The sequence below is a fragment of the Peptoniphilus sp. BV3AC2 genome (genome assembly GCF_000478945.1).
Lineage (GTDB): Bacteria > Bacillota > Clostridia > Tissierellales > Peptoniphilaceae > Peptoniphilus_B > Peptoniphilus_B duerdenii.
In genome coordinates this window covers 35,103-56,201 of record NZ_AWXD01000031.1, presented here as the reverse complement: position 1 = coordinate 56,201, position 21,099 = coordinate 35,103, and the positions used below count along the sequence as shown (strand labels likewise).

The window sequence follows — 21,099 nt, the reverse complement described above, 5'->3', positions numbered from 1 at the left end:
TAAGGAGTTCAAATGAGTAAGTTTATATTTGTAACAGGCGGAGTAGTATCAGGAATAGGAAAAGGAATATCCGCAGCAAGCATCGGAAGACTTCTAAAGGACAGAGGTCTATCAGTATTTATGCAAAAATTCGACCCATATTTAAACATTGACCCGGGCACCATGAGTCCATACCAACATGGCGAAGTCTTCGTAACTAGAGATGGAGCGGAAACAGATTTAGACCTTGGCCACTACGAAAGATTCATAGATGAAGAACTCACTAAGAGAGCATCTATAACCACAGGAAAAGTCTACGCAAAAATAATCGAAAAGGAAAGACGTGGAGACTTCAACGGAGCAACTGTACAAGTAATTCCACACATAACAGACGAAATAAAAAATGCGGTATATAAAGCAGCGCAAGAATCTAAAGCGGATGTAGTTATAACAGAAATCGGTGGAACAGTTGGAGATATAGAATCCCTTCCATTCCTAGAAGCAATAAGACAGATTCACGCAGAAAATAAAAAAGAAGATGTATTATTTGTGCACACTGTATTGGTACCTCAAATCCCAGGGTCAGATGAACTAAAGACTAAACCGACCCAACACTCATTTAAGGAACTTATGAGCAATGGAATCAAGACCAATGTAATAATCGTAAGATCCGATGGAAAAATCACAGAATCAATTAAAAATAAAATTTCTCTATTCTGTGACGTTCCAGTGGATGCCATCGTTCAATCAGAAAATGTAGAATTTATCTATGAAGTACCACTAGTATTTCACAAAAACGGACTAGATAACTATATCCTTAGAAAATTAGATCTAGGAAACCAACCAGAATCCAAAGGCGAATGGTCAAAGATGGTGGAAAGATTTAAAACTGCCGACAAACCTGTTAAGATTGCTCTAGTTGGTAAATATGTAGAACTTCACGACGCATACCTATCAGTTCAACAAGCATTACTAGATGCAGGTTGGGACAACGGATTGATGGTAGAAATAAAATGGATAAACTCAGAAGAATTAACAGAAGAAAACTCAGATGAATATCTATCAGATGTAGATGGAATCATCGTACCAGGAGGATTTGGTTCAAGGGGTTTAGAAGGAATGATAGAAGCCAGCAGATATTCAAGGGAACACAATATCCCATACTTTGGAATCTGCCTTGGAATGCAAATAGGACTTATAGAAATTGCTAGAAACGCTCTAGGATTTAGAGATGCCCACACCACAGAAGTAGAAGCAAAAACAACCTATCCAATAATCGACCTTATGGATTCACAAAAGGGAATTGAAAACCTAGGCGGAACCCTTAGACTCGGAAACTATGACTGTCTATTAGAACCGGATTCAAAAGTTCAAAAACTTTACGGAGAAGATAAGATAGTAGAAAGACACAGACACAGATACGAATTCAACAATAAATTCAGATCAGATTTAAGAAGAGCTGGAGTTCAATTTGTAGGAATAAATGAAGATCTAGACTTAGTAGAAATAATTGAGTTAAAAGATCATCCATACTATGTAGCATGCCAGTTCCACCCAGAATTTAAATCAAGACCAAATAGACCACACCCACTATTTGTTGGATTTGTAAAAGCAGCATTTGAAAAATCTAAGGCAAACTAAGGTTTGCCTTTTTTTGAGGAGAATATGTTTAAATTTTTTTATAAGAAAGCAGAAAATATTGATAACAAGCCAATATATGAAGAAATCTTAAACTCATTGAAAGATCCAGAGTACAGACTAGAATTTATAGAACATTACAGCCTACCTGGATTCGGAGAATATGAATACAATATTTTAACAGGAAAAGAAGATAAAAACTTAAGAGAAGCAGACGAACTTTTAAATTTAATTACAAAATTTAAAAGTGATGAAAAAGAAATAGAAAATATAGATAAATATTTAAAAGATAAGAGAGCATTGGAGCTTATAAATTCATTTGAATATCTATATTTTAGATTTAACACATACGAAGAAGATGCATTAATAGGAGTTGCAACCAAACTTATGAAGCTTGGAACCAATGTAGAGACAGTGAAGCTTGGAATACTACTGACCCAGTACTTCGACTTAGAATCCAAAAGCGAAGCAAAAAAAGTAGTCTTTCAACTAGGTGAGTATCCAGACTTTACATACTACAGTTTGTTGGCATTAAAACCGACAAATATGTACTATGGTGCATTGGAAGATTATTTGAAAACAACCTTTGACTATGGAGAACTAATAGTTAGAGAGATGGAGGGAAAAGATGGAACTAGGTAAGATACAGAAACTAAGAGTAAAAGAAATGTCGCCCCACGGAGCAATCTTGACAGATGGAAATGAAAAGGTGCTACTACCAAACAACGAAAGTAAAGATTTAAAAATAGATGGAGAAGTAGAAGCATTTCTATATAAAGACTCAAAAGATAGATTAATAGCAACACTTAAAACGCCATACCTAACAGTAGGTAAGATTGGCATGTTAGAAGTAGTAGCAAAATCAAGGGTAGGATACTTTGTAAACATAGGACTTGATAAAGATATATTCCTACCATTTAAAGAAGTAAACGGAAGAATATTTGTAGAAGGAAAATATCTATTCTACATGTATGATGACAGAGGAAGACTTTGCGTAACTATGAATCTAAGAGATCATCTAAAGAGAAATGATAAATTCAGAGTAAACGACAGAGTAGAAGGAACCATCTACGCAATAGATAGAAATTACGGAGCATTTGTAGCAATCTATGACGAGTATGACGGATACATCCCGAAAGAAGAATTAAAGGGAGCCCACACAGTAGGAGAGCGCATCGAAGCTAGAATACTTAGAATATTAAAAGACAACAAGATCACCCTTACATTTAGAGATTACGCATACAAACAAAGAAAAGATGATGCAGAAGAAATCCTAGAACTTATAAAAGAAAACCAAGGCAAACTAAACTTGGGAGATAAATCAGACCCAGAAGAAATAAAAAAAGTAACAGGACTATCTAAAAAAGCATTCAAAAGAGCAGTAGGCACACTATACAAAATGGAAATGATAGAAATAACAGATCACAGCCTGGAGCTTAAAGAATGATAGCAGAAATAGTTGACCTTTCCCATGATGGAATGGGCATCGTAAAAGAAAATGGAGTCTATTTTCTAGACGGAGGACTAATCGGCGACAAAGTCGAATATGTAGTCACAAACGAAAAGAAAAAACAGGGCAAAATTTTAAAAATTATAGAAAAATCAAAATATAGAATAGAAAGTCCATGTCCATATAGCAGTGAATGTGGCGGATGTCCATTGATTGAAATGGATTACAAAAGAGAACTAGAGTGGAAAAGATCTAAAGTAGAAAATGCCATAAGAAGAATAGGTAAGATCAATAAAGAAGTAGAACCGACAGTAGAAAATAAAAAGCCACTCAGATACAGAAACATAGTACAGCTAAAAGTACAAGACGAAAAAATCGGCTACTTTAAAAAAGGAACTCACGAAGTACTAGACATAGACGACTGCAAAATCGCACCAGAAGAAATAAAAAACGTAGTAAAAATACTTAAAAATTGGAATGGACTCTCCTCCATAGAACAAGTAATAATCCGAATAAACTACCAAGGCGAAATGATGGTAATCCTTGGCACCAAAGCTGGATTAAAAAAAGAAAACAACCTACTAGAAAAACTCCTAGACTTAAAAGTAATCTCGGTTTACGAAGATATAAATAAAACCAGAAATCATTACGGATATGAACTTCGCGAAATATATAAAGCAAAACAGATGTATGAAAAAATCGGAGATCACAAATTCATCGTGGAACCGGGCACATTTTTACAAGTAAACCCATACCAAGTAGAAAATTTATATAACCTTGCAGTAGAAGGACTAGAACTAAAAAAAGAAGATAAAGTCATGGATCTCTACTCAGGCATAGGAACCATATCACTAAAAATGGCAGAACAAGTTGAAAGTGTAGTAGCAGTAGAATCCTTTGAAGGGTCAGTAGAAATCGCAAGGAAAAATGCAGAACTAAACGAAATAGAAAACGTAGAATTTGCCCAAGGAAAAGTAGAAGATCTAACAGAAGAACTAGAAAAATATACGGTGAATAAAGTACTACTAGATCCGCCAAGAGCAGGCGCAAAAGAAGAAGCACTACGAACAATAATAAAACTAAACCCAGAAAGAATCTCCTACGTATCCTGTAATCCATCCACCTTGGCAAGAGACTTAAAAATCCTTGGAGAAAAATATAAAATAGAAAAAATAATACCAGTTGATATGTTCAGCCACTCAAGCCACGTTGAAGCAGCAATTCTGATGACGTATTGTGGTTTGGACAAGGAATAATAGGAGTCAACCACAACATGTAGTGGTTTGAGTACGAAAATTGGGTCAAAAACAGGCTAAAAAATACCGTTTTTTGACCCTTTTAAATAGGGCATTTGACAGATGACATTTGATGTTTCGGGATTAAAAATCCATAGGGTGAGGTAGATTAGCACAGAACTTTATTGAATAGAGAAATTAAAAGTGATATAATCAGTTGCATAAGGAGGAGTTAAATATGTGTACATGTATTGCAGTAGTAGATATTACTTTATCTCATTTATAATGAAAAAAATTAAAGGAGGTAAAGGTATGGGTATGTTTTCTATATTTGTTATTGAGAGATTTCATTATCAACCAAACCAAAAATAATTGGTTATAATGAGCTCTTAAGATTAGTTCATTATAACCGGCAAGGAGAAGGTTATAATGAAACAGAAAAACCCGAAAAATACGCAAAATTTCATTACATCTAAAAAGCATGTAAAGGAAATATTAAAATATACGAATATCAATAAACAAGATAAAATAATAGAAATTGGGTCAGGAAAAGGACATTTTACCAAGGAACTTGTGGAAATGAGTCAACGGGTGAATGCTATAGAGATTGATGAAGGTTTATGTCATGCCACGAAAAAAGCAGTTGAACCTTTTCAGAATATAAAAGTTATTCATGAGGATATTTTGAAGTTTAGCTTTCCTAAAAATACAGACTATAAAATATTTGGTAATATTCCCTACAATATTAGTACTGATATTGTAAAAAAGATTGCTTTTGATAGTCAAGCGAAATATAGCTACCTTATTGTAGAGAGGGGATTTGCTAAAAGGTTGCAAAATACCCAACGAGCTTTAGGTTTGCTGTTAATGGTGGAAATGGATATAAAAATTCTTAAAAAAGTGCCACGAGCATATTTTCACCCTAAGCCTAATGTAGATTCTGTATTGATTGTACTTGAAAGGCATAAACCATTTATTTTAAAGAAGGACTACAAAAAGTATAGATTTTTCGTTTATAAATGGGTAAACAGGGAATATAATGTTCTTTTTACTAAAAATCAATTAAGACAGGTGCTGAAGCATGCGAATGTTACTGATCTTGATAAATTATCCAATGAACAATTTTTGTCTGTTTTCAATAGTTACAAATTATTTCAATAAATTAAAAATAATTAAGCGTTCTCTAACTTTAAGAGAACGCTTAATCTTATTACATTGAAAAATGCATTCTATTATTTTCAATTATTATGATATAACATAACTATCATTTTACTTATTTGCATATTTGCACGAAAATATAGTTATCGACGACTATTCTGATAATAGCAACTAATATAGTCAATGATAACTCAAAATTTATTGATATAGTAGGTATATGTGCAACTAATTAGGGAAGATTTTAGCTTGCCATTTCTGAAACAGCTAAAACAAGTATTGCGTAAAGAATGCGCCAGTCTTCCCATGGACTTAAAATGCTTGCTTGGGGCACACATAAAACCCCTTGAACAATCTATTGACAGAGTTGAAGGACTGTCGGAGATTCTAAGACGAAGTAATCCTAAAATGGCCCTATGCCATACAGATATTCATAATTGGAACTTGATGCAACGGGATGAGCAGTTAGTTCTAATTGACTGGGAAGGCTTGAAATTGGCTCCAGTAAAAGCTGATCTCATGTTTTTTGTTGATAAGCCATATTATGATGTATTTATGAACATATACCTGAAATTACACAAAGATTTTTTAATCAATACGGATGCTTTGTTATTCTATCATATTAGACGTAAACTAGAAGATATATGGGAGTTTATTGAACAACTTTTATATGACAATCAAGAGGATAAGGAAAGAAATGAAACTATAAAAGTTCTTGATGGTGAACTGAATAACTTAGTGTTTTGAAAAAAGAATAACGTATTATTAAGCTAAATAATATTGGAGAAGAAAATGAATAAACAAGAATTATATCAAATTGCTTTCAGTATAATTAATCATAAAAAGTTACGGAACTTTGGAACTTCAGGGCATGTTGCGTGCGCGTTGGAGACAAATAGCGGTAACATCTTTACAGGAATATGCATTGACTTGCCCTGTTCTATTGGCTTATGCGCTGAACAGTCAGCTATTGCTGAAATGGTAAAGAACAATGAAACTGCAATCAAAAGGATTATCGCTGTATTTGAAGATGGGAGTATACTTCCACCATGTGGAAGGTGCAGAGAGTTTATTGCACAGATAGATAATCAAAATATAGAGACCCAAATTGTATTACCTGAAATGGAAGAAGTGTTGCTGAAAGATTTATTACCAGAAAGGTGGGATGGCAAATGGAACTGAAAAAGATAACTAGCAGGGTCTTTTATTATCCACATCAACCAGAAACTGATAGGCCTATGTTGGCATACTTAAATGGAGATAAAATTGCACTTGCCATTGATGCAGGAAATTCAGCAGACCATGTTGATGAATTTTATAAATCCCTAGAAATCGAGGACCTAAAGAAGCCAGATTTTACTGTCATCACTCATTGGCACTGGGACCATACCTTTGGAATGCATAAAATTCACGGATTGTCCATTGCACACCATAAAACCAACGAGTTTTTGAAACAGGAAAGAGCCAAACTATCTGACAGTGCATATATAAAATTTTTGATAAATGATGATGAGTGCCTAGCTAGAGAATATGTAGATAATAAAAGAATTATTGCCGTTCTATCGGATATCCAATTTGAAAAAGAGCTTACCCTTAATCTCGGTGGAATAACCGCAATGATTTTTCATACGGTTTCACCCCATTCGGAAGATACGGTGCTTATCTATATTCCTGAGGAAAAAATATTGTTCTTGGGAGATTCAACAAGCGAGGATTTCTACGATGATGGGTATATGGATAAAGAAAAATTAATGTCATTAACAAATTTGATAGAAAGTTTCGACTGTAAGTATTGTATTTTAAGTCATGCAGAGCCTCTAACTAAATCAGATTTATTAGATTACTTAAAATCCATTCTAAAATAATAATCCATGAGGTGTATTGATATGTTCCCGTCTACCGATAGCCCCAAAAACGCAGTGGATATGTTCCCGAGAACGGACACACTCAAATGACATTCATTCTATCCTCTCAAGCCATGTTGAAGCTATAGCGTTGATACAAAAGATGTAAATTTAGAAGTCCTGCATTTTAAGCAGTTTTACAAGCATTTTGTCTTTGATAAAGATGAAGAAGGATATGTCAAAAAGACTCAAAAAAACTACATGGACGTGAGAGTAGTTTTTGGGCTGGTATGAGGAAACACAAAAATATAATTAACTCATTTTGTACTTTCTACAAGAGTAGCTTAAAAGGCTGCTCTTTTTTGTAATTTGAAAACCCCCGGTTAGACCGGGGGTTCCGTTTAGCTTTAGCGATGAAAAACAAATAAAAGACCTCCATGTTAAAATAAAAAAAGTGGTTTACCAAAACACAAAAATAACAGGAGGAATTTTAATGAATTTATCGCATACGCATAGTCTATCACACACAAAATGGAATTGTAAATACCATGTAGTATTTGCGCCGAAATATAGAAGAAAAGTATTTTATGGAAGTAAGAGATTAGAAATAGGAGCAATACTAAGGGAATTATGCAATTGGAAAGAAGTAAACATAATAGAAGCAGAAGTATGTCCGGACCATGTGCATATGCTACTAGAGATACAACCAAAACTAAGTGTATCAAGTTTCATGGGATTTTTAAAAGGGAAAAGTAGCATAATGATATACGAAAAATGGGGAAGCTTAAAATACAAATACAGAGGAAGGCAATTTTGGTGCAGAGGATATTATGTAGATACGGCAGGAAAGAATACACAAGCAATAAAAGAATATATAAAAAACCAACTAAAAGAAGATGAACTAAGTGGACAAATAACAATGGATAATGTAGACCCCTTTAGGGGTTAGCAAGTAGAAATTGCAAGTGGTAAACCACAGGCGTCCTTGAGGCGCAGCTAGTAAAAAAGGTCCTTTGGACCGCATAAGAAAAACCACCGGCTACGCCGGTGGATTTTTATTCTGTTTATATTTTTTTATTTTGGTAGAAGAAATTGAATTAAATGTCTAGCCAAAACTTTACCTTTAGTATCATTATCTTCTCGAGTTTTCAAAAATTGAATATTGGCAGTAGATGGATGACATTTGAATGAAGATACCAAAATTTTTTCATCAGTTTTTTCACTCTTAGTAATATAATCTATTGCCAAATTTAGGGTTGATTTTATAGGATGTATTTTTGTAATTGCCATACTAATCACCAGAACTTTCTTTTGATTTGTTAAGAAGTAGTGAATGGATCTGCCATATTTCTCTTGATAATTTTTCTATCTGTTTATTCATTGATTCAATTTCATTTTTGTAAATAACACCAGTTGTATTAGTTGCCTTTGCTATCTGGTTTATATTATTTGTTGCATTTGAAAGTAGCCATTGTAGGTTTCTAAATGGTTCTAAATCTACTACATAAATTTCTTTTTCTAATACACACTTTCTAAGAAAGTGGGACATAGTTTTACAATTAGCAAGTTTCATTTTCTTTTCAAAGATTTCTTTTTCTTCATCTGTTAAATATATTTTCAGTTGATTATTTCTTTTTCTATTATCCATAGTATATCTCCTTATCATAAAATATCGGGGTCTTAGGGTTTTCCCTAACAAGGTAAAATTGATAAAAAAAGAAGCAGTCCATAAAGGTTCTGCTTCATCAATTTTTCGTAAGTGGGTACTCACTTACTGTGCTTGCTATTAAAGTTATAAGCGTTAAGCGTGTATTTAATTATTAATAATTATATCATACTTAAGTATGATTTTCTACTGTTCGTATTGACAAAAAGAAGATGAGTATATATAATGATAACTAAGTTATCATAGTTGGATTTTGTAGTAGGAAGAAGGTGAATGAGTGTTAAGTTTAAGTGGGTATGATGCTACTCATAGCAAAATTTTAGAAAGTGGTATAAAAAACTTTTTAAAAGATGGTTATGAGAAATCTAACTTAAGAAAGATTTGCAAAGAAGCTGGGGTAACTACAGGAGCTTTTTACCGTCATTTTGATGATAAGGAAAATTTGTTTACAAATTTGGTAGAACCTTTTGCAAGTCAGATTCTTGATATTTATAAAAATTATGAAGGCAAAAGTCTTAAAACTTATGAATCTAATGAAGAGCTAAGTAAAAATAAGTTATTAGAAATACTGAAAATGAAAGAAGAAGCATCTGTAAAATCCGTATCTTTCTTTTATGATAATAAAGATATTTTTGAGCTTTTGATTTTTTCTTCATATGGTACAAAATACGAGAACTTTATTGATGAAATTATAGGATTTGAAGATGAAAATCATAAAAAAATTTTAAATCTAATTTATAAGAATGGATATAGGAGCGTTATTACTGATGAGGGACTACATCTTATAAACCATGCTTACATTTATGCACTATCAGAATTAGTAGTACATTCTAATAGTAAGGAAGAAGCAATTCATAATGCAAAGATTATAGCGGGATTTTTTAATGATGGTTGGAAAAAGATTAGGGGATTATAATCCTTAATTTTTTTAAAAATATGATAACTAAGTTATCTTTTTATGGAGGTGGAAATTATGAAAAAAGAAAATCAATTTAAAAAACTAATGATATTGGCGAACAATCATAGGGCAAGTTTAAATCTGTCAGTGCTACTCGCAAGTCTTGGAGTTATTTTTGGAATACTTCCCTTTATAAGTGGAGGGAAAATTGCTGAAGGACTTATATCAAATGATACTGATAAAAATTACTATATCTTATGGTGTTTAATTGGACTACTTGGTTATGCTTTAAAAACTTTATTATATGCATGGTCTCTTTCTATTTCCCACAAGGCTACTTTTTCTATACTTGCTGATATTAGGATAAAAATGATAGAGAAACTTCCTAAACTTTCTCTTGGAACAATAAGCGAAACTCCAAGTGGAGCTTTTAAGCAAAAAATAGTTGATCAGGTAGAAAGTATGGAGAGTCCACTTGCTCACATGTTCCCTGAAATGACAGCAAATTTACTAGGTCCTGTTTTTGTATTTTTATATCTTTTATTTGTAGACTGGAGAATGGGACTCTTATCCCTCGTATCATTTCCAATAGGTATGTTTTTTATGGTAAGTGTTTTTAAATCCTATGGAGATAATTTTGCTGGTGCGATGAAAATCGGAGGAGAAATGAATTCTTCTCTTGTAGAATACGTAAATGGGTTAGAAGTGATAAGGTCATATAATCAGACGGATAAAACTTATAAAAAAATTACCGACAAAGTTTATGCTAATGCTAAATATTATTATGACTGGATGACAAAAACTCAATTTGGAATGTCAATGTCAAAAGCAATCACTCCAACTACTCTTCTTGCTATACTTCCATTGGGATATATCTTTTATAAGAATGGATCTTTATCCTTAACAGGATATCTACTTTCCATAATTTTATCCTTTTCCTTACAAGGATTACTAAATACTATGATGAGATTTACAACTATAGGAGCTCAAGTAGGCACTTTAGTAGAAAATGTGGAGTCTGTTCTTAATGCGACTGAGCAAATTCACAGTGAAGAAAAAATTGTTATTAAAAATCATGATATAGAGCTTAATAATGTGAGTTTCGAGTACGAAGATGGTCAAGAAATCTTATCAGATATTTCCTTACAAATAAAAGAAGGAACTAAAAATGCTTTTGTAGGTTTGTCAGGTGGCGGAAAATCTACTATTGCAAAATTAATTGCAGGATTTTGGGATGTAAAGAAGGGTGAGATTAAGATGGGCGATATTCCTTATGAAAACATTCCTTTAGAAGAGCTTTATGATCAGGTTTCTTTTGTGTCCCAAGACAACTTTTTATTTGATGATACTGTAAGGGAAAATATAAGAATGGGTGACCCTAAGGCGAGCGATAAAGAAGTTGAGGAGATATCAAAAAAAGCTGGCTGTCATGAATTTATATCTCATTTGGAAAATGCATATGAAACTAGGGTTGGAAAACAAGGTGAAAGTCTTTCTGGAGGCGAAAGGCAGCGAATCGTTATAGCTAGAGCAATGCTAAAAAATGCCCCTATAGTTATATTTGATGAAGCAACGGCCTATATGGATCCAGAAAATGAATATTTAATTCAAAATTCTTTAAATGAATTAATTAAAAATAAAACTGTAATCGTGATTGCACACAGATTATATACAATAAAAGATTCGGATAAGATTTTTGTAGTAAATAATGGAAAAATTGAAGACTCTGGTAAGCATGAAGATCTTCTAAATTCTTCAGAGACTTATAAGAAGCTTTGGAAAACAAGTATAGGAAAGGAGGATTAATATGTTAGAAACCTTAAGTAAAATTTGGAGGTTTTCAGCTAAGGAGAAGTCAAACTTAAATAAATCTTTAGTTGTATCAGTAATTCATGCATTCTTTTATGTTTTGCAAATGGGAGCAGTTTACTTTATTTTGTTAAGTGTTGTAAATAATGGAGAAAAATTAAGAACATCCTTAATGGCTTTTGCTATTATTCTTGCATCTATTTTTGGACGAATGATAACAAATTATTACGCACAGTTAAGACAAACTCATGCAGGTTATTTTATGGTTGCAAATGCAAGAATTAAAATGACAGATAAGTTGAAAAAAATTCCAATGGGTTTACTAAATAATTCAAAAATGGAAAATATTTCAGGGATATTAACAACAGGGCTAAGCGAAACAGAAAACACTGTTCCTTCAATTCTCATAACCATGCTTACTGGATTTTTAACAGCCTTTGTTTTTACTATCATGGTTTTTGTTTTTGATATTAGAATTGGGATTGTAGTTGCAATAGCAACATTAATATACCTTTATGTTAGTAATAGAATGCAAAAAGTTTCAGCTAAAGTTGCTCCCAAAAGAGCCAATGCCCAAATTAATTTATCTGATAGAGTTTTAGAACATATACAAGCCATGCCTGTTATTAAATCATTTAATTTAACGGGTAAGGGAGATAAAAACACAAGAGATGCTATTTTTGAGAGTAAAAAAACTAATTTAGAAGTAGAGAGAAGATTTACTCCTTATACAATTTTTTCTTCTCTAATTTTAAATGTTGCATCATTTATATTGATGTATTTGGCTATTAGATTTTATTTTGATCAAACTATGAATTTAACAAACTCTTTGATGACATTGATTATGTCTTATATGATATTTTCTCAGATTCAGGAGGCAGGATCTTCAATGTCAGAGCTAAGAATAGTAGCAAGTTCTATTGATAAAGTTGATGATATTATGTCGCTTAGTGAGATGAAATCGAAGGCTGGTCTAAAGTTAACAAGTAAAAGAAATATTGAATTTAAAAATGTTTCTTTTTCCTATGGAAATAAAAAAATAATAGATAAGGTATCTTTTAAAATTCCTGAAAAAACCACTGTGGCATTTATAGGACCATCAGGAGCTGGGAAAACAACCCTATCAAAGCTCATTGCTAGATTTTGGGATGTAGATAGTGGAGATATTACAATAGGTGGAGTAAATATAAAAGATATTAGTTTAGAAGAATTGATGGATAATATCTCCATAGTCTTTCAATCAGTATATCTATTTAATGATACTATTGAAAACAATATAAAATTTGGAAATCCTAATGCAGGTCATGAGGAAGTCATAAATGCTGCAAAAAAAGCTGCGTGTCATGATTTTATTATGGCTTTGCCAAAGGGATATGACACAGTAATAGGAGAAGGGGGTGCTAATCTTTCGGGAGGTGAGAAACAAAGAATATCAATAGCAAGAGCAATTATTAAAGATGCACCAATTATAATTTTAGATGAGGCAACTGCAAATGTTGATCCAGAAAATGAGGACAAATTACAAATTGCGATTAACTCATTAATGAAAGAGAAGACGGTGATTATGATAGCCCATAAATTAAATACCATAAAAAACGCTGATCAAATCATCGTCTTAGAAAAGGGTCAAATTGTTCAAAAAGGTGAACATGACGAATTAATTAAAGAAGAAGGTATATATTCTGATTTCATTAAAATCAGAGAAAAAGCTGAAAATTGGAAAATTAAATAAGGAGGAGAAAATGAATTTAAAAAATATTGTAAAAATTGCTGTTTTTTCAGTTATAGGTTTTGTGTTAACAATGGGACTTGGTTATGCTACAGGAGCTTTAGGTGTAATGCCTAGTTTATATTTGTCTTGCGCCTTTGCTACGATTGTAGTAGCGCCAGTATTTGTAATTTTGGCAAGGAGTGTAAAGGTGAGGGGGACCGCATTTTTATATTTCTTTTTGATAGGACTATTCTACACTCTTATGGGGATGTGGCCTATTATAATTATAAATACCATTGCTGGAATATTAGCTGAACTTGTAGTGGGAAGTAGTGAAAATTATGATAGAGGCAATAGTAAGGTTGGTCTTGCTTTTGGAGCGGGTATGTTTGTATATTCACTTCATCCTATGATAATTGTGTTTTTCTTTTCAAAATCTAAGGCGATGCTTGAAATGATGGGAGCGGACTACTTTGACTTTTTAAGAAACTTTTACACACCTGCAAATATTGGAATTTGTTTTGTTATTTCCATAATTGCATCAATCATTGGTGCAAAATTTGGATCATATATCTATAATAAGTTTTTTGCTGGTAGGAATAAAAAAAGTGTTCTTGGTTAAAAGTAAAAAAGAGAAAAAGGAAGTAATTAGCCCAATTACTATAATTGGGCTAATTATAATCTTTTCTATAATACTCACAATAGGAGATGAAGCTTTTTATATTACATGTCTACTATTAAGCTTATTATCATTATCCATTTATTCACTAAAGTTAAGTTTTAAATTTACTTTATTTTTGATTGTAATTTTTATTTTAATAAGGATTTTAGAAAAATATTTGGGTGGTGTCTTTATTGGCTCGATATATCTCATGCTTAGAATTATATTTCTTTACGCTCCTATATTTATTATGGCAAGAGTCATGAGTCTATATTCGGCATCTTTTATTGTAGCTTCTTTTACTAATAGAGGAATGCCTACAAGCTTTGGACTTCCTATTGCTTTATTCTTTAGGTTTATACCTGAAATAAAAATAAGACTCCAAGAAATAAAAGATGGACAAAAGATAAGAGGATTTAAGACTAGTATATTTCACCCAATAAAGACTTTTGAGCTTTATTTTGTGCCTTTACTTTATAAATGTCTTGAAATAAGCGATGTATTAACCTGTTCAATTATTTTAAAGGGGATTGAAATAGATTGTAAAAAGACATCCATATATAATTTGCAATTTTCAAAATTTGATTATTTTATGTGGGTTAGCACAGTTATTATGCTAGGAGCAAGTCTATGGAAAATGTGATTAGTGTTAATATTAAATCTTTTTCTTATGGAGAAAATAAGAATTTAAAAAATATTAAATTTAATATCAAAGATGGAGAGTTTATTTTATTAACAGGCAATTCTGGTTGTGGGAAGAGCACACTAATAAGAATAATTACGGGTCTTTTTCCAAGCTTTTATGAAGGAAAATTAGATGGAGAGGTTGAAATTTTAGGAAGAGATATAAATGAATATAATAAAGGAGAACTTTCAAAAATTTTATCCATTGTTTTTCAAAATCCCAAAGATCAGTTTTTTTTGTACAAATGTTTATGATGAAATTGCCTTAGGGGCAGAAAACTTGGGAATTAAAAGAGATTTGATTATAGAAAAGATAGAGTCTATAAGTAAATTGCTTAAAATAGAAAAACTGCTTGATAAATCTATTTTTTCACTATCAGGAGGAGAAAGACAGAGAGTAGCTATTGCTTCAGCTCTTATTCAAGATAGTAGAATTTTATTTTTTGATGAACCATCTTCTTATCTAGATTATGATTCTATTGAAAGCTTTAAAGAGATTTTAAAAGAATTAAAATCTATGGGTAAAACCATAATAGTAGCCGAGCATAGACTTTATTATCTAAAAAACTTATTTGATAGAATTGTGTTTATGAAAGGTGCAACAATCAATGAAATTTTTACAAGAGAAAATTTTAATAATAATCTAGCCAAAGAATTAGGACTTAGGACGTTAGAAGAAAGAAACTTAAAAACTGAAAGAATTTTTTTTGAAAAAGATTCTGTAGAATTTTTTAATAATATATATGTAAGTGTTGGTAAGAAAAGCATTTTAGAAAACATTTCTTTTGATTTAAAGAATGGAGAAGTTTTAGGAATACTTGGGAAAAATGGATCGGGTAAGACATCTCTATCAAGAATAATAACTGGACTTGTTGGAAAAAATCAAGATACAAGTATAGGTGTACGAGAAAAAGAAAGACTAAAAAATTCTTACCTAGTCCAGCAGGATGTAGATTCACAAATATTTTTAGATACAGTTGAAAATGAACTTCTGTCTATATCATCTGATAAAGAAGAAATTAAAAAACTTTTAAAGGAAATAAATCTCTGGGATAAAAGAACATCACATCCTCAAAAATTATCAGGAGGTCAGAAACAAAGGCTAGCTGTAATTACTGCTTTTCTATCAAATAGACGAGTAATCATATTAGATGAACCAACATCAGGACTTGATTATAAGAATATGGAAATTATGGCTAAGCTTATAAATGAGTATTCTAAAAAGATTTCAATAGTTATTATAACTCATGATTTGGAATTTCTTTTTAAGTGTTGTAATTCTGCTTTAACTCTAGATAAAAATAATTATGAAAGGTTTGTCTTATTTAATAATGAAGAAAAAATATTTGAATTTATTGAGCAAATGTAATATTTCAACTTATCATATATTAAAACAAGGAGAAAATAGACTTAAACATCGAAAGACGATATTTATATAATATATCTGTTAAAAATAATATAGCAAATCCAAAAAGAATCTATATTAAAAATAGTTTCTTTCATTTTAGAGGATTAACCATGCCCAAGAGCAGGAGTCCTCTTTTTTTGTCTGAGAACATAAAGACAAAAAAAGAATGGAGGAAACATAAATGACAAAAGAATATTACCTTTATGTGAAAGGAAAAGCCGTACCTGTAAGTGAAGAAGTCTACAAAGCCTACTGGAAGATGAAAGAGCGTGAAAAATATCTTTATAAGAAAGATAGAGATCACTGCGTATTACCTTTTTCATCATTGGATCACGATGGAGACTGTCTGTTTGATGTCAAGAGTGAAGGACTAAACTGTATAAAAAAGGCTTGAAATCAAGGGATTTCGAAGAACTGTCCCGGTTTGGGCAAATGATTGGAATCTTTTTTTTAGACCTTTTGACAACATTTCTGACTACTGGAAAATAGAGGGTGGTAACTACAGAACTGCTTTTTGCCATATTGAGACTACAGAAATGTTGTCAGAGGTGGTTTTGGAGATATTGAGACTATAGAACTGTTGTAGTTATCTTAGCCACCACGCAAAATGATATAAAAACACTTAAACCGTTGAAAAAAATACAAGCTATCTGGTATAATGCTCGTTAGAATATTGCGTACACATTTGCGTAAGTGAGGAGAACCTAAATGAGCGAAATCATAAAGGGAGAAAAGTGGATTGGGACTAAAGAGGCGACAAAGAATATAATTTGCTAAGGAGATAGTTTTATGGATTATATACGAGCGATTCTGGACGGGATTGCAATAGCCGCAATCTTTAACGGTGCAGTGGCAGTCTTGGTACTTATTAATCCAAGATACTTTTTTGATTCTTATCCAAAGGCAATTCAGAAAGCTGCACCTGAACAGATGACAAAAAAAGAGAAAAATATAAATTTCATTATAACAATTGTAATTTGCGGGATTTGTTTCATATATTCAGCAGCAAGTCTTTTCCATACTGGAATTTCAGGTTTTTGGAATCTTTTTTGGATGGGCTATATTCAGTGGAGCATATTAAACTTAGGAGATTTCTTTTTGTTGGATTGTCTGTTGTTCCAAGGGAAATATAAGGATAAAATCGTCATTCAGGGGACAGAGGGACATCCAGATTATGAATTCAGTAACTGGATGAGGCATTTGGCAATCATGGAACATTTTGTAGTTACTCCGTTTTTAATTATACCGTTTGTAGCGGCGGTTCAGGCTTTGATTGTTGGGATATTATAAAGATGAATTTTCGGGTCATTTATCAAAATGGATAGTGAGCTTTTGTTTGGATATGTAAAATACATCGAAATTTAGGAAGAAACATAAAGGGATCGTGAAGATGAGAGTATTAATTTATGGTGCAGGAGTGATAGGAAGTCTTTATGCGGCTTTGATTTCCGAAGCAGGAGCAGATGTATCCTTATATGCTCGTGGAAATCGTTTGAAAGAATTACAAATGTATGGGCTAAGGTATAAAAAAAATAATGAGATTCGGACTGCCAAAGTATCCGTTTTATCTCGACTGCTGCCGTTAGACAGTTATGATTTTATATTGCTTGCGGTAAGAGAAAATCAGTTACATATTGCTTTGGCGGAACTGAAAGCTAATATAAGTCCTGTCATTGTAACTATGGTAAATTCTTTAGAAACGTATGATACATGGGAAAAGATTTGTGGAAAAGGACGTATCCTCCCTGCTTTCCCGGGTGTCGGCGGCGGCTTTGACGGAGATATTTTGGATGCAGCCCTTACGCCTCGCTTTATTCAGCCAACTACAATCGGCATGTCAGGTGGTCGTGAAAAAGAACTGTTCGATTTGTTCCGATCAGCAATGATTCCATGCCAAGTTGTAAAAGACATGCATTCATGGCAGATTTGTCATCTTGCAATGGTCGTGCCGATTGCAGATGCTTATTATCATTCAGATGATCCTGAGCATGCCGGAAACGATCGTGTATTAATGAATAAAACAGCGAAGCAAATCAGAAGAAATCTTTTTAATGTTAAAACAAAAGGAATTAAACTTGTTCCGATAAAAATGAAGTTTTTACAAATTCTTCCATGCTCCATTATGGGGTTTATTCTTGGGATTATTTTTCGAAGCCGTTTTGGAGAAAAGTTTATGTACCGACATTCAATAAAGGCTCCGGCTGAAATGAGGCGGTTACATGAGCAATTTTATAACTATATAGGTATTTATGGCGAATGAACCGATAAGTGTTTGTAGTTTTTTATGCTTTTCTAAAAGCATACTGGATGTTTATTCTCAAGCATCCTTCCCTTTGCCAGCTTCCACCCTGCAACGAATGTTAAGGCTCTTTTCTTGATGTAGGGTTATCATCAGGGGAGTCTTAATACATGTGGAGACGGTAACTCTATTATCCAAACTTAATACAGAGCACCATTTGGATATATAAATAGGTGAAGATGAATTGTCTAAAATTGATAGACAAGAATTTATTACAACGAAAATTAAAAGAATATATAGATATTGCTGGTGAAATAAACGAATAAAATTTAAAAAAGGTACGGGGGTGCGGACAAAAAGTTGGACAGTTTTTATGCAGCAAATCCAAATTTTCTCCTATACTCTACAGGACTAAGATTTCCCAATGACGTTTTAATACGCTCTTCATTATACCAAGAAATATAATCATTAAGCTCCTGCATGAATTCAAATATGTTGACTCCTGGCCAATCCTTATTGTAAAACATCTCTTTTTTTAGTCTTCCCAAAAAGCCTTCACAAGCAGCATTGTCGCCAGTACAGCCTTTTTTAGACATGGAGCGAGTAAGGCCCCGCCTCATCCATACGCTGAATCCAACCCGGCCAACGGTAGTGACATCCACGATCTGAATGGACCGTGGGATTCTCATCGCTCTGAAGAGTGTCTATTGCTTTCTCCAGCATCTTGGTATGTCAACACTTTTTAGGACAATTCAAAATCGAATAAATCATTAGACTGATTTCAAAACATTCTAAAATATATTCCTAAATAGTCAAGGGTTCGGCTACGCCAGAATCTTACGATTCGCCCTTGACTATTTCTCCATATATTTTATTTGTTTGTTGAAATCAGTTCTAATTCTCTGTATTTTCTCGGGCTCATGTATCCTAATGATCCATGTAGTCTTATGTTGTTGTACCAGTAGACATATTCTGCTAGTTCCTGTTGCAGCTGTTTTAGGTTTCTAAATTTTCTTTGTTATATGAATTCTGTTTTCATTGCTTTGTTTATTGTTTCTGCTACTGCATTGTCATACGGGCTTCCTTTTTTGCTTAGGGATTTTTCTATTCCGAATGTTTTTAGGATTTCTTCTATTTTCTTGTTGTCATATTCTTTACCTCTGTCTGTGTGGAATATTTTTATTTTGTTTAATGGTTCTTTTATGTTGTATATTGCTTCTTTTACTAGGTTTGCATCTTTCTTTGATCCCGCTGCATAGCCTATTATTTCTCTGTTGTGCAGGTCTATTATGGTACATATGTAGTTCCAGTTATTTCCTACTTTTACGTATGTTAGGTCACTTACTATTGCTTCTAGTTTTTCTCTTTCATTAAATTGTCTGTCTATTTTGTTTTCTATTTTACTTTCGTTACTTACTGTTTTTTCTACTTTGTATTCTTTTACTGCATAGTTTGATACTAACTTATTTTCTCTCATTATTCTTGAGATTTTTCTTCTGGATACTTGGTATCCTTTATTTTCTAGTTCTACTTTTATTTTTCTTGTTCCGTAGTTGTTTTTGCTTTTTCTAAATATTTCTTTTATTTCTTTTTCTATTTGCTCTTCTTGTTCTAGGGGCTTTTGTTCTTGTTCTTTTTCTTTGTCAAGGTGGTAGTATATGAGGCTTCTTGTTATTCCTAGCATTTTACACATTGCACTAATGCTATATTTTTCTCTGCTTGAGATTATGAGCTTTATCTTTTCCCTAGCAGTAGTGCTGCTTGCTTTAAAATATCATTTTCCATTTCTAGTTGTTTTAGTTGTTTTCTTAGTCTTATTATTTCTTTTTCTTCTTCTGTTCTGTTGTCGTTTATGTCAAATGATTGTGTGTTGTTGTACCTTTTTACCCAGCCTCTTATTGTGGATGGGGCTATTTGATATTCTTCTCCTAGCTTGTTGTATGTATAGTTTCCTTGGTTGTATATTTCTACTATTTGCTTTTTAAAGTTTTCTTCGTAATGTTTTACCATTTCCTTATCTCCTTTTCTTTGGGTTTTACTATTTTGTTTAGTATATCATGTTCGATTTTATTTTGTCCTATTTAGTGTAGCCTACCCATCTCGTTAACTAGTTTAGCTTCCGGAGAGACGCTGATTGACCATGCGCAAACCATACCGTCAAAGCAATCTACGATTGGAGACAGGTAGACTTTGCCGGCCGGTATGGCAAATTCTGTTATATCAGTAAGCCATTTGCTATTCGGTTGCTCTGCATGGAAGTCGCTCCGGATTAAATTAGGAACAGCCGGGGAAACCTCACCCTGATAGGAGTTGTACTTCCTCCGCCTTTTTGCGGTAACTACAAGACTTTCTTCGCTCATGATACGGCGGACAACCTTATCTGAAATGGTAATGCCCTCACGCTGAAGCAAAGCATGAATGCGACGATAACCGTAACACTTTCGATTTTCGGCAAAGAGCTCTGCAATACGAACTCTTAAGCGAGTATACTTATCCGGTTTCTTGCGTGTTGCCTCTTGATAATAATAGCTGCTCCGAGAAAGATGCAGGATTGACAGCAATTGCGACAACGAGTAGCGGTTCTTTAAGGCGTCAACGATCGTTGTCTTTTCCCTGTTGTTCAGGTTTTTCCGGTTGATGCCCGGGTCTTTTTTTATGACTTTGATCGCCTCCCTCAAGATATCTATCTCCATTTGCATTTCGAGCATTTGCTGTTTTGGCT

At 32.9% G+C, this 21,099-nt stretch carries 21 protein-coding genes and 4 pseudogenes; 20 read left to right on the top strand and 5 right to left on the bottom strand.

Annotated elements, in window-relative coordinates; translation table 11 throughout:
* The first annotated feature begins 12 nt into the window (after positions 1-12).
* From HMPREF1252_RS07930 to tnpA, 10 genes are all read left to right on the top strand, one after another.
* Positions 13-1,620 (top strand): CTP synthase, encoded by a 1,608-nt coding sequence (locus HMPREF1252_RS07930; protein ID WP_023060202.1) that lies wholly within the window; start codon positions 13-15, stop codon positions 1,618-1,620.
* A 24-nt stretch (positions 1,621-1,644) separates the two neighbouring features.
* On the top strand, positions 1,645-2,259 hold the full coding sequence (locus HMPREF1252_RS07925) for a hypothetical protein (RefSeq protein WP_023060200.1): 615 nt from the start codon (positions 1,645-1,647) through the stop codon (positions 2,257-2,259).
* Positions 2,246-3,064, top strand: a complete 819-nt coding sequence (locus tag HMPREF1252_RS07920; protein ID WP_023060179.1) for a S1 RNA-binding domain-containing protein — start codon at positions 2,246-2,248, stop codon at positions 3,062-3,064. The genes HMPREF1252_RS07925 and HMPREF1252_RS07920 overlap by 14 nt, the downstream gene beginning before the upstream one ends.
* Complete coding sequence (gene rlmD / locus HMPREF1252_RS07915; protein WP_023060114.1) at positions 3,061-4,323, top strand: 23S rRNA (uracil(1939)-C(5))-methyltransferase RlmD; 1,263 nt, start codon at positions 3,061-3,063, stop codon at positions 4,321-4,323. The genes HMPREF1252_RS07920 and rlmD overlap by 4 nt, the downstream gene beginning before the upstream one ends.
* A 225-nt stretch (positions 4,324-4,548) precedes the next feature.
* Complete coding sequence (locus HMPREF1252_RS10105) at positions 4,549-4,674, top strand: erythromycin resistance leader peptide (protein WP_017771940.1); 126 nt, start codon at positions 4,549-4,551, stop codon at positions 4,672-4,674.
* A 57-nt stretch (positions 4,675-4,731) separates the two neighbouring features.
* Complete coding sequence (erm(A), locus tag HMPREF1252_RS07910; protein WP_021934625.1) at positions 4,732-5,463, top strand: 23S rRNA (adenine(2058)-N(6))-methyltransferase Erm(A); 732 nt, start codon at positions 4,732-4,734, stop codon at positions 5,461-5,463.
* Positions 5,464-5,679: 216 nt separating this feature from the next.
* On the top strand, positions 5,680-6,204 hold the full coding sequence (locus tag HMPREF1252_RS07905; RefSeq protein ID WP_001176020.1) for a phosphotransferase: 525 nt from the start codon (positions 5,680-5,682) through the stop codon (positions 6,202-6,204).
* Between the two features lie 45 nt (positions 6,205-6,249).
* The gene (locus HMPREF1252_RS07900; RefSeq protein ID WP_001041171.1) at positions 6,250-6,639 is read left to right on the top strand and encodes a cytidine deaminase; all 390 of its coding nucleotides are present in this window, start codon (positions 6,250-6,252) and stop codon (positions 6,637-6,639) included.
* Entirely contained in the window at positions 6,630-7,322 is a 693-nt protein-coding gene (locus tag HMPREF1252_RS07895; protein ID WP_019124342.1) for an MBL fold metallo-hydrolase, read from the top strand. The genes HMPREF1252_RS07900 and HMPREF1252_RS07895 overlap by 10 nt, the downstream gene beginning before the upstream one ends.
* A gap of 472 nt (positions 7,323-7,794) precedes the next feature.
* Positions 7,795-8,250 (top strand): IS200/IS605 family transposase, encoded by a 456-nt coding sequence (tnpA, locus tag HMPREF1252_RS07890; RefSeq protein WP_023060178.1) that lies wholly within the window; start codon positions 7,795-7,797, stop codon positions 8,248-8,250.
* Positions 8,251-8,381: 131 nt separating this feature from the next.
* Here the strand turns inward: tnpA and HMPREF1252_RS07885 are convergent.
* Positions 8,382-8,591: pseudogene (locus tag HMPREF1252_RS07885) on the bottom strand (endonuclease); the annotation flags it as partial.
* Position 8,592: 1 nt separating this feature from the next.
* A complete protein-coding gene (gene mobC, locus HMPREF1252_RS07880) occupies positions 8,593-8,949 on the bottom strand; it encodes a plasmid mobilization relaxosome protein MobC (RefSeq protein WP_000370325.1) in 357 nt (118 codons plus the stop codon).
* Between the two features lie 295 nt (positions 8,950-9,244).
* On the opposite strand from mobC, the gene HMPREF1252_RS07875 reads away from it, so the two are divergent.
* The 10 genes and pseudogenes from HMPREF1252_RS07875 to HMPREF1252_RS07835 all read left to right on the top strand — a co-directional run bounded on the left by HMPREF1252_RS07875 (position 9,245) and on the right by HMPREF1252_RS07835 (position 18,398).
* Positions 9,245-9,883: a TetR/AcrR family transcriptional regulator gene (locus HMPREF1252_RS07875; RefSeq protein ID WP_023060156.1), complete on the top strand. Its 639-nt coding sequence runs from the start codon at positions 9,245-9,247 to the stop codon at positions 9,881-9,883.
* Between the two features lie 57 nt (positions 9,884-9,940).
* Positions 9,941-11,671, top strand: a complete 1,731-nt coding sequence (locus HMPREF1252_RS07870) for an ABC transporter ATP-binding protein (RefSeq protein ID WP_023060120.1) — start codon at positions 9,941-9,943, stop codon at positions 11,669-11,671.
* A gap of 1 nt (position 11,672) precedes the next feature.
* Entirely contained in the window at positions 11,673-13,406 is a 1,734-nt protein-coding gene (locus HMPREF1252_RS07865; RefSeq protein WP_023060132.1) for an ABC transporter ATP-binding protein, read from the top strand.
* Positions 13,407-13,416: 10 nt separating this feature from the next.
* Positions 13,417-14,007 (top strand): MptD family putative ECF transporter S component, encoded by a 591-nt coding sequence (locus HMPREF1252_RS07860; RefSeq protein ID WP_019118518.1) that lies wholly within the window; start codon positions 13,417-13,419, stop codon positions 14,005-14,007.
* A complete protein-coding gene (locus HMPREF1252_RS07855) occupies positions 13,994-14,689 on the top strand; it encodes an energy-coupling factor transporter transmembrane protein EcfT (RefSeq protein ID WP_023060141.1) in 696 nt (231 codons plus the stop codon). The genes HMPREF1252_RS07860 and HMPREF1252_RS07855 overlap by 14 nt, the downstream gene beginning before the upstream one ends.
* Positions 14,677-14,985, top strand: coding sequence for an ATP-binding cassette domain-containing protein (locus HMPREF1252_RS09970; protein ID WP_023060169.1), 309 nt, complete (start codon positions 14,677-14,679; stop codon positions 14,983-14,985). The genes HMPREF1252_RS07855 and HMPREF1252_RS09970 overlap by 13 nt, the downstream gene beginning before the upstream one ends.
* Positions 14,897-16,099 (top strand): ATP-binding cassette domain-containing protein, encoded by a 1,203-nt coding sequence (locus HMPREF1252_RS07850; RefSeq protein ID WP_238318198.1) that lies wholly within the window; start codon positions 14,897-14,899, stop codon positions 16,097-16,099. Before HMPREF1252_RS09970 ends, HMPREF1252_RS07850 begins: the two co-directional genes overlap by 89 nt.
* Before the next feature lie 220 nt (positions 16,100-16,319).
* Positions 16,320-16,523: pseudogene (locus HMPREF1252_RS07845) on the top strand (sigma-70 family RNA polymerase sigma factor); the annotation flags it as partial.
* A gap of 404 nt (positions 16,524-16,927) precedes the next feature.
* Positions 16,928-17,428, top strand: a complete 501-nt coding sequence (locus HMPREF1252_RS07840) for a hypothetical protein (protein ID WP_023060204.1) — start codon at positions 16,928-16,930, stop codon at positions 17,426-17,428.
* A 100-nt stretch (positions 17,429-17,528) separates the two neighbouring features.
* Complete coding sequence (locus HMPREF1252_RS07835) at positions 17,529-18,398, top strand: ketopantoate reductase family protein (RefSeq protein WP_023060226.1); 870 nt, start codon at positions 17,529-17,531, stop codon at positions 18,396-18,398.
* A gap of 350 nt (positions 18,399-18,748) precedes the next feature.
* Here the strand turns inward: HMPREF1252_RS07835 and HMPREF1252_RS09965 are convergent.
* From HMPREF1252_RS09965 to HMPREF1252_RS07815, 3 genes and pseudogenes are all read right to left on the bottom strand, one after another.
* Positions 18,749-19,100: pseudogene (locus tag HMPREF1252_RS09965) on the bottom strand (transposase); the annotation flags it as partial.
* A 148-nt stretch (positions 19,101-19,248) separates the two neighbouring features.
* Positions 19,249-20,387: pseudogene (locus tag HMPREF1252_RS07825) on the bottom strand (IS3 family transposase).
* Between the two features lie 71 nt (positions 20,388-20,458).
* The gene (locus HMPREF1252_RS07815) at positions 20,459-21,085 is read right to left on the bottom strand and encodes an IS3 family transposase (protein ID WP_023060221.1); all 627 of its coding nucleotides are present in this window, start codon (positions 21,083-21,085) and stop codon (positions 20,459-20,461) included.
* Positions 21,086-21,099: the final 14 nt, after the last annotated feature.

Bases quoted from the DNA above. Each gene is read 5' to 3' on its own strand.
- HMPREF1252_RS07930 (WP_023060202.1), top strand. From the start codon at position 13: ATGAGTAAGTTTATATTTGTAACAGGCGGAGTAGTATCAGGAATAGGA.
- HMPREF1252_RS07925 (WP_023060200.1), top strand. From the start codon at position 1,645: ATGTTTAAATTTTTTTATAAGAAAGCAGAAAATATTGATAACAAGCCA.
- HMPREF1252_RS07920 (WP_023060179.1), top strand. From the start codon at position 2,246: ATGGAACTAGGTAAGATACAGAAACTAAGAGTAAAAGAAATGTCGCCC.
- rlmD (WP_023060114.1), top strand. From the start codon at position 3,061: ATGATAGCAGAAATAGTTGACCTTTCCCATGATGGAATGGGCATCGTA.
- HMPREF1252_RS10105 (WP_017771940.1), top strand. From the start codon at position 4,549: ATGTATTGCAGTAGTAGATATTACTTTATCTCATTTATAATGAAAAAA.
- HMPREF1252_RS07900 (WP_001041171.1), top strand. From the start codon at position 6,250: ATGAATAAACAAGAATTATATCAAATTGCTTTCAGTATAATTAATCAT.
- HMPREF1252_RS07895 (WP_019124342.1), top strand. From the start codon at position 6,630: ATGGAACTGAAAAAGATAACTAGCAGGGTCTTTTATTATCCACATCAA.
- tnpA (WP_023060178.1), top strand. From the start codon at position 7,795: ATGAATTTATCGCATACGCATAGTCTATCACACACAAAATGGAATTGT.
- mobC (WP_000370325.1), bottom strand. From the start codon at position 8,949: ATGGATAATAGAAAAAGAAATAATCAACTGAAAATATATTTAACAGAT.
- HMPREF1252_RS07870 (WP_023060120.1), top strand. From the start codon at position 9,941: ATGAAAAAAGAAAATCAATTTAAAAAACTAATGATATTGGCGAACAAT.
- HMPREF1252_RS07865 (WP_023060132.1), top strand. From the start codon at position 11,673: ATGTTAGAAACCTTAAGTAAAATTTGGAGGTTTTCAGCTAAGGAGAAG.
- HMPREF1252_RS07860 (WP_019118518.1), top strand. From the start codon at position 13,417: ATGAATTTAAAAAATATTGTAAAAATTGCTGTTTTTTCAGTTATAGGT.
- HMPREF1252_RS09970 (WP_023060169.1), top strand. From the start codon at position 14,677: ATGGAAAATGTGATTAGTGTTAATATTAAATCTTTTTCTTATGGAGAA.
- HMPREF1252_RS07850 (WP_238318198.1), top strand. From the start codon at position 14,897: ATGAATATAATAAAGGAGAACTTTCAAAAATTTTATCCATTGTTTTTC.
- HMPREF1252_RS07840 (WP_023060204.1), top strand. From the start codon at position 16,928: ATGGATTATATACGAGCGATTCTGGACGGGATTGCAATAGCCGCAATC.
- HMPREF1252_RS07835 (WP_023060226.1), top strand. From the start codon at position 17,529: ATGAGAGTATTAATTTATGGTGCAGGAGTGATAGGAAGTCTTTATGCG.
- HMPREF1252_RS07815 (WP_023060221.1), bottom strand. From the start codon at position 21,085: ATGCTCGAAATGCAAATGGAGATAGATATCTTGAGGGAGGCGATCAAA.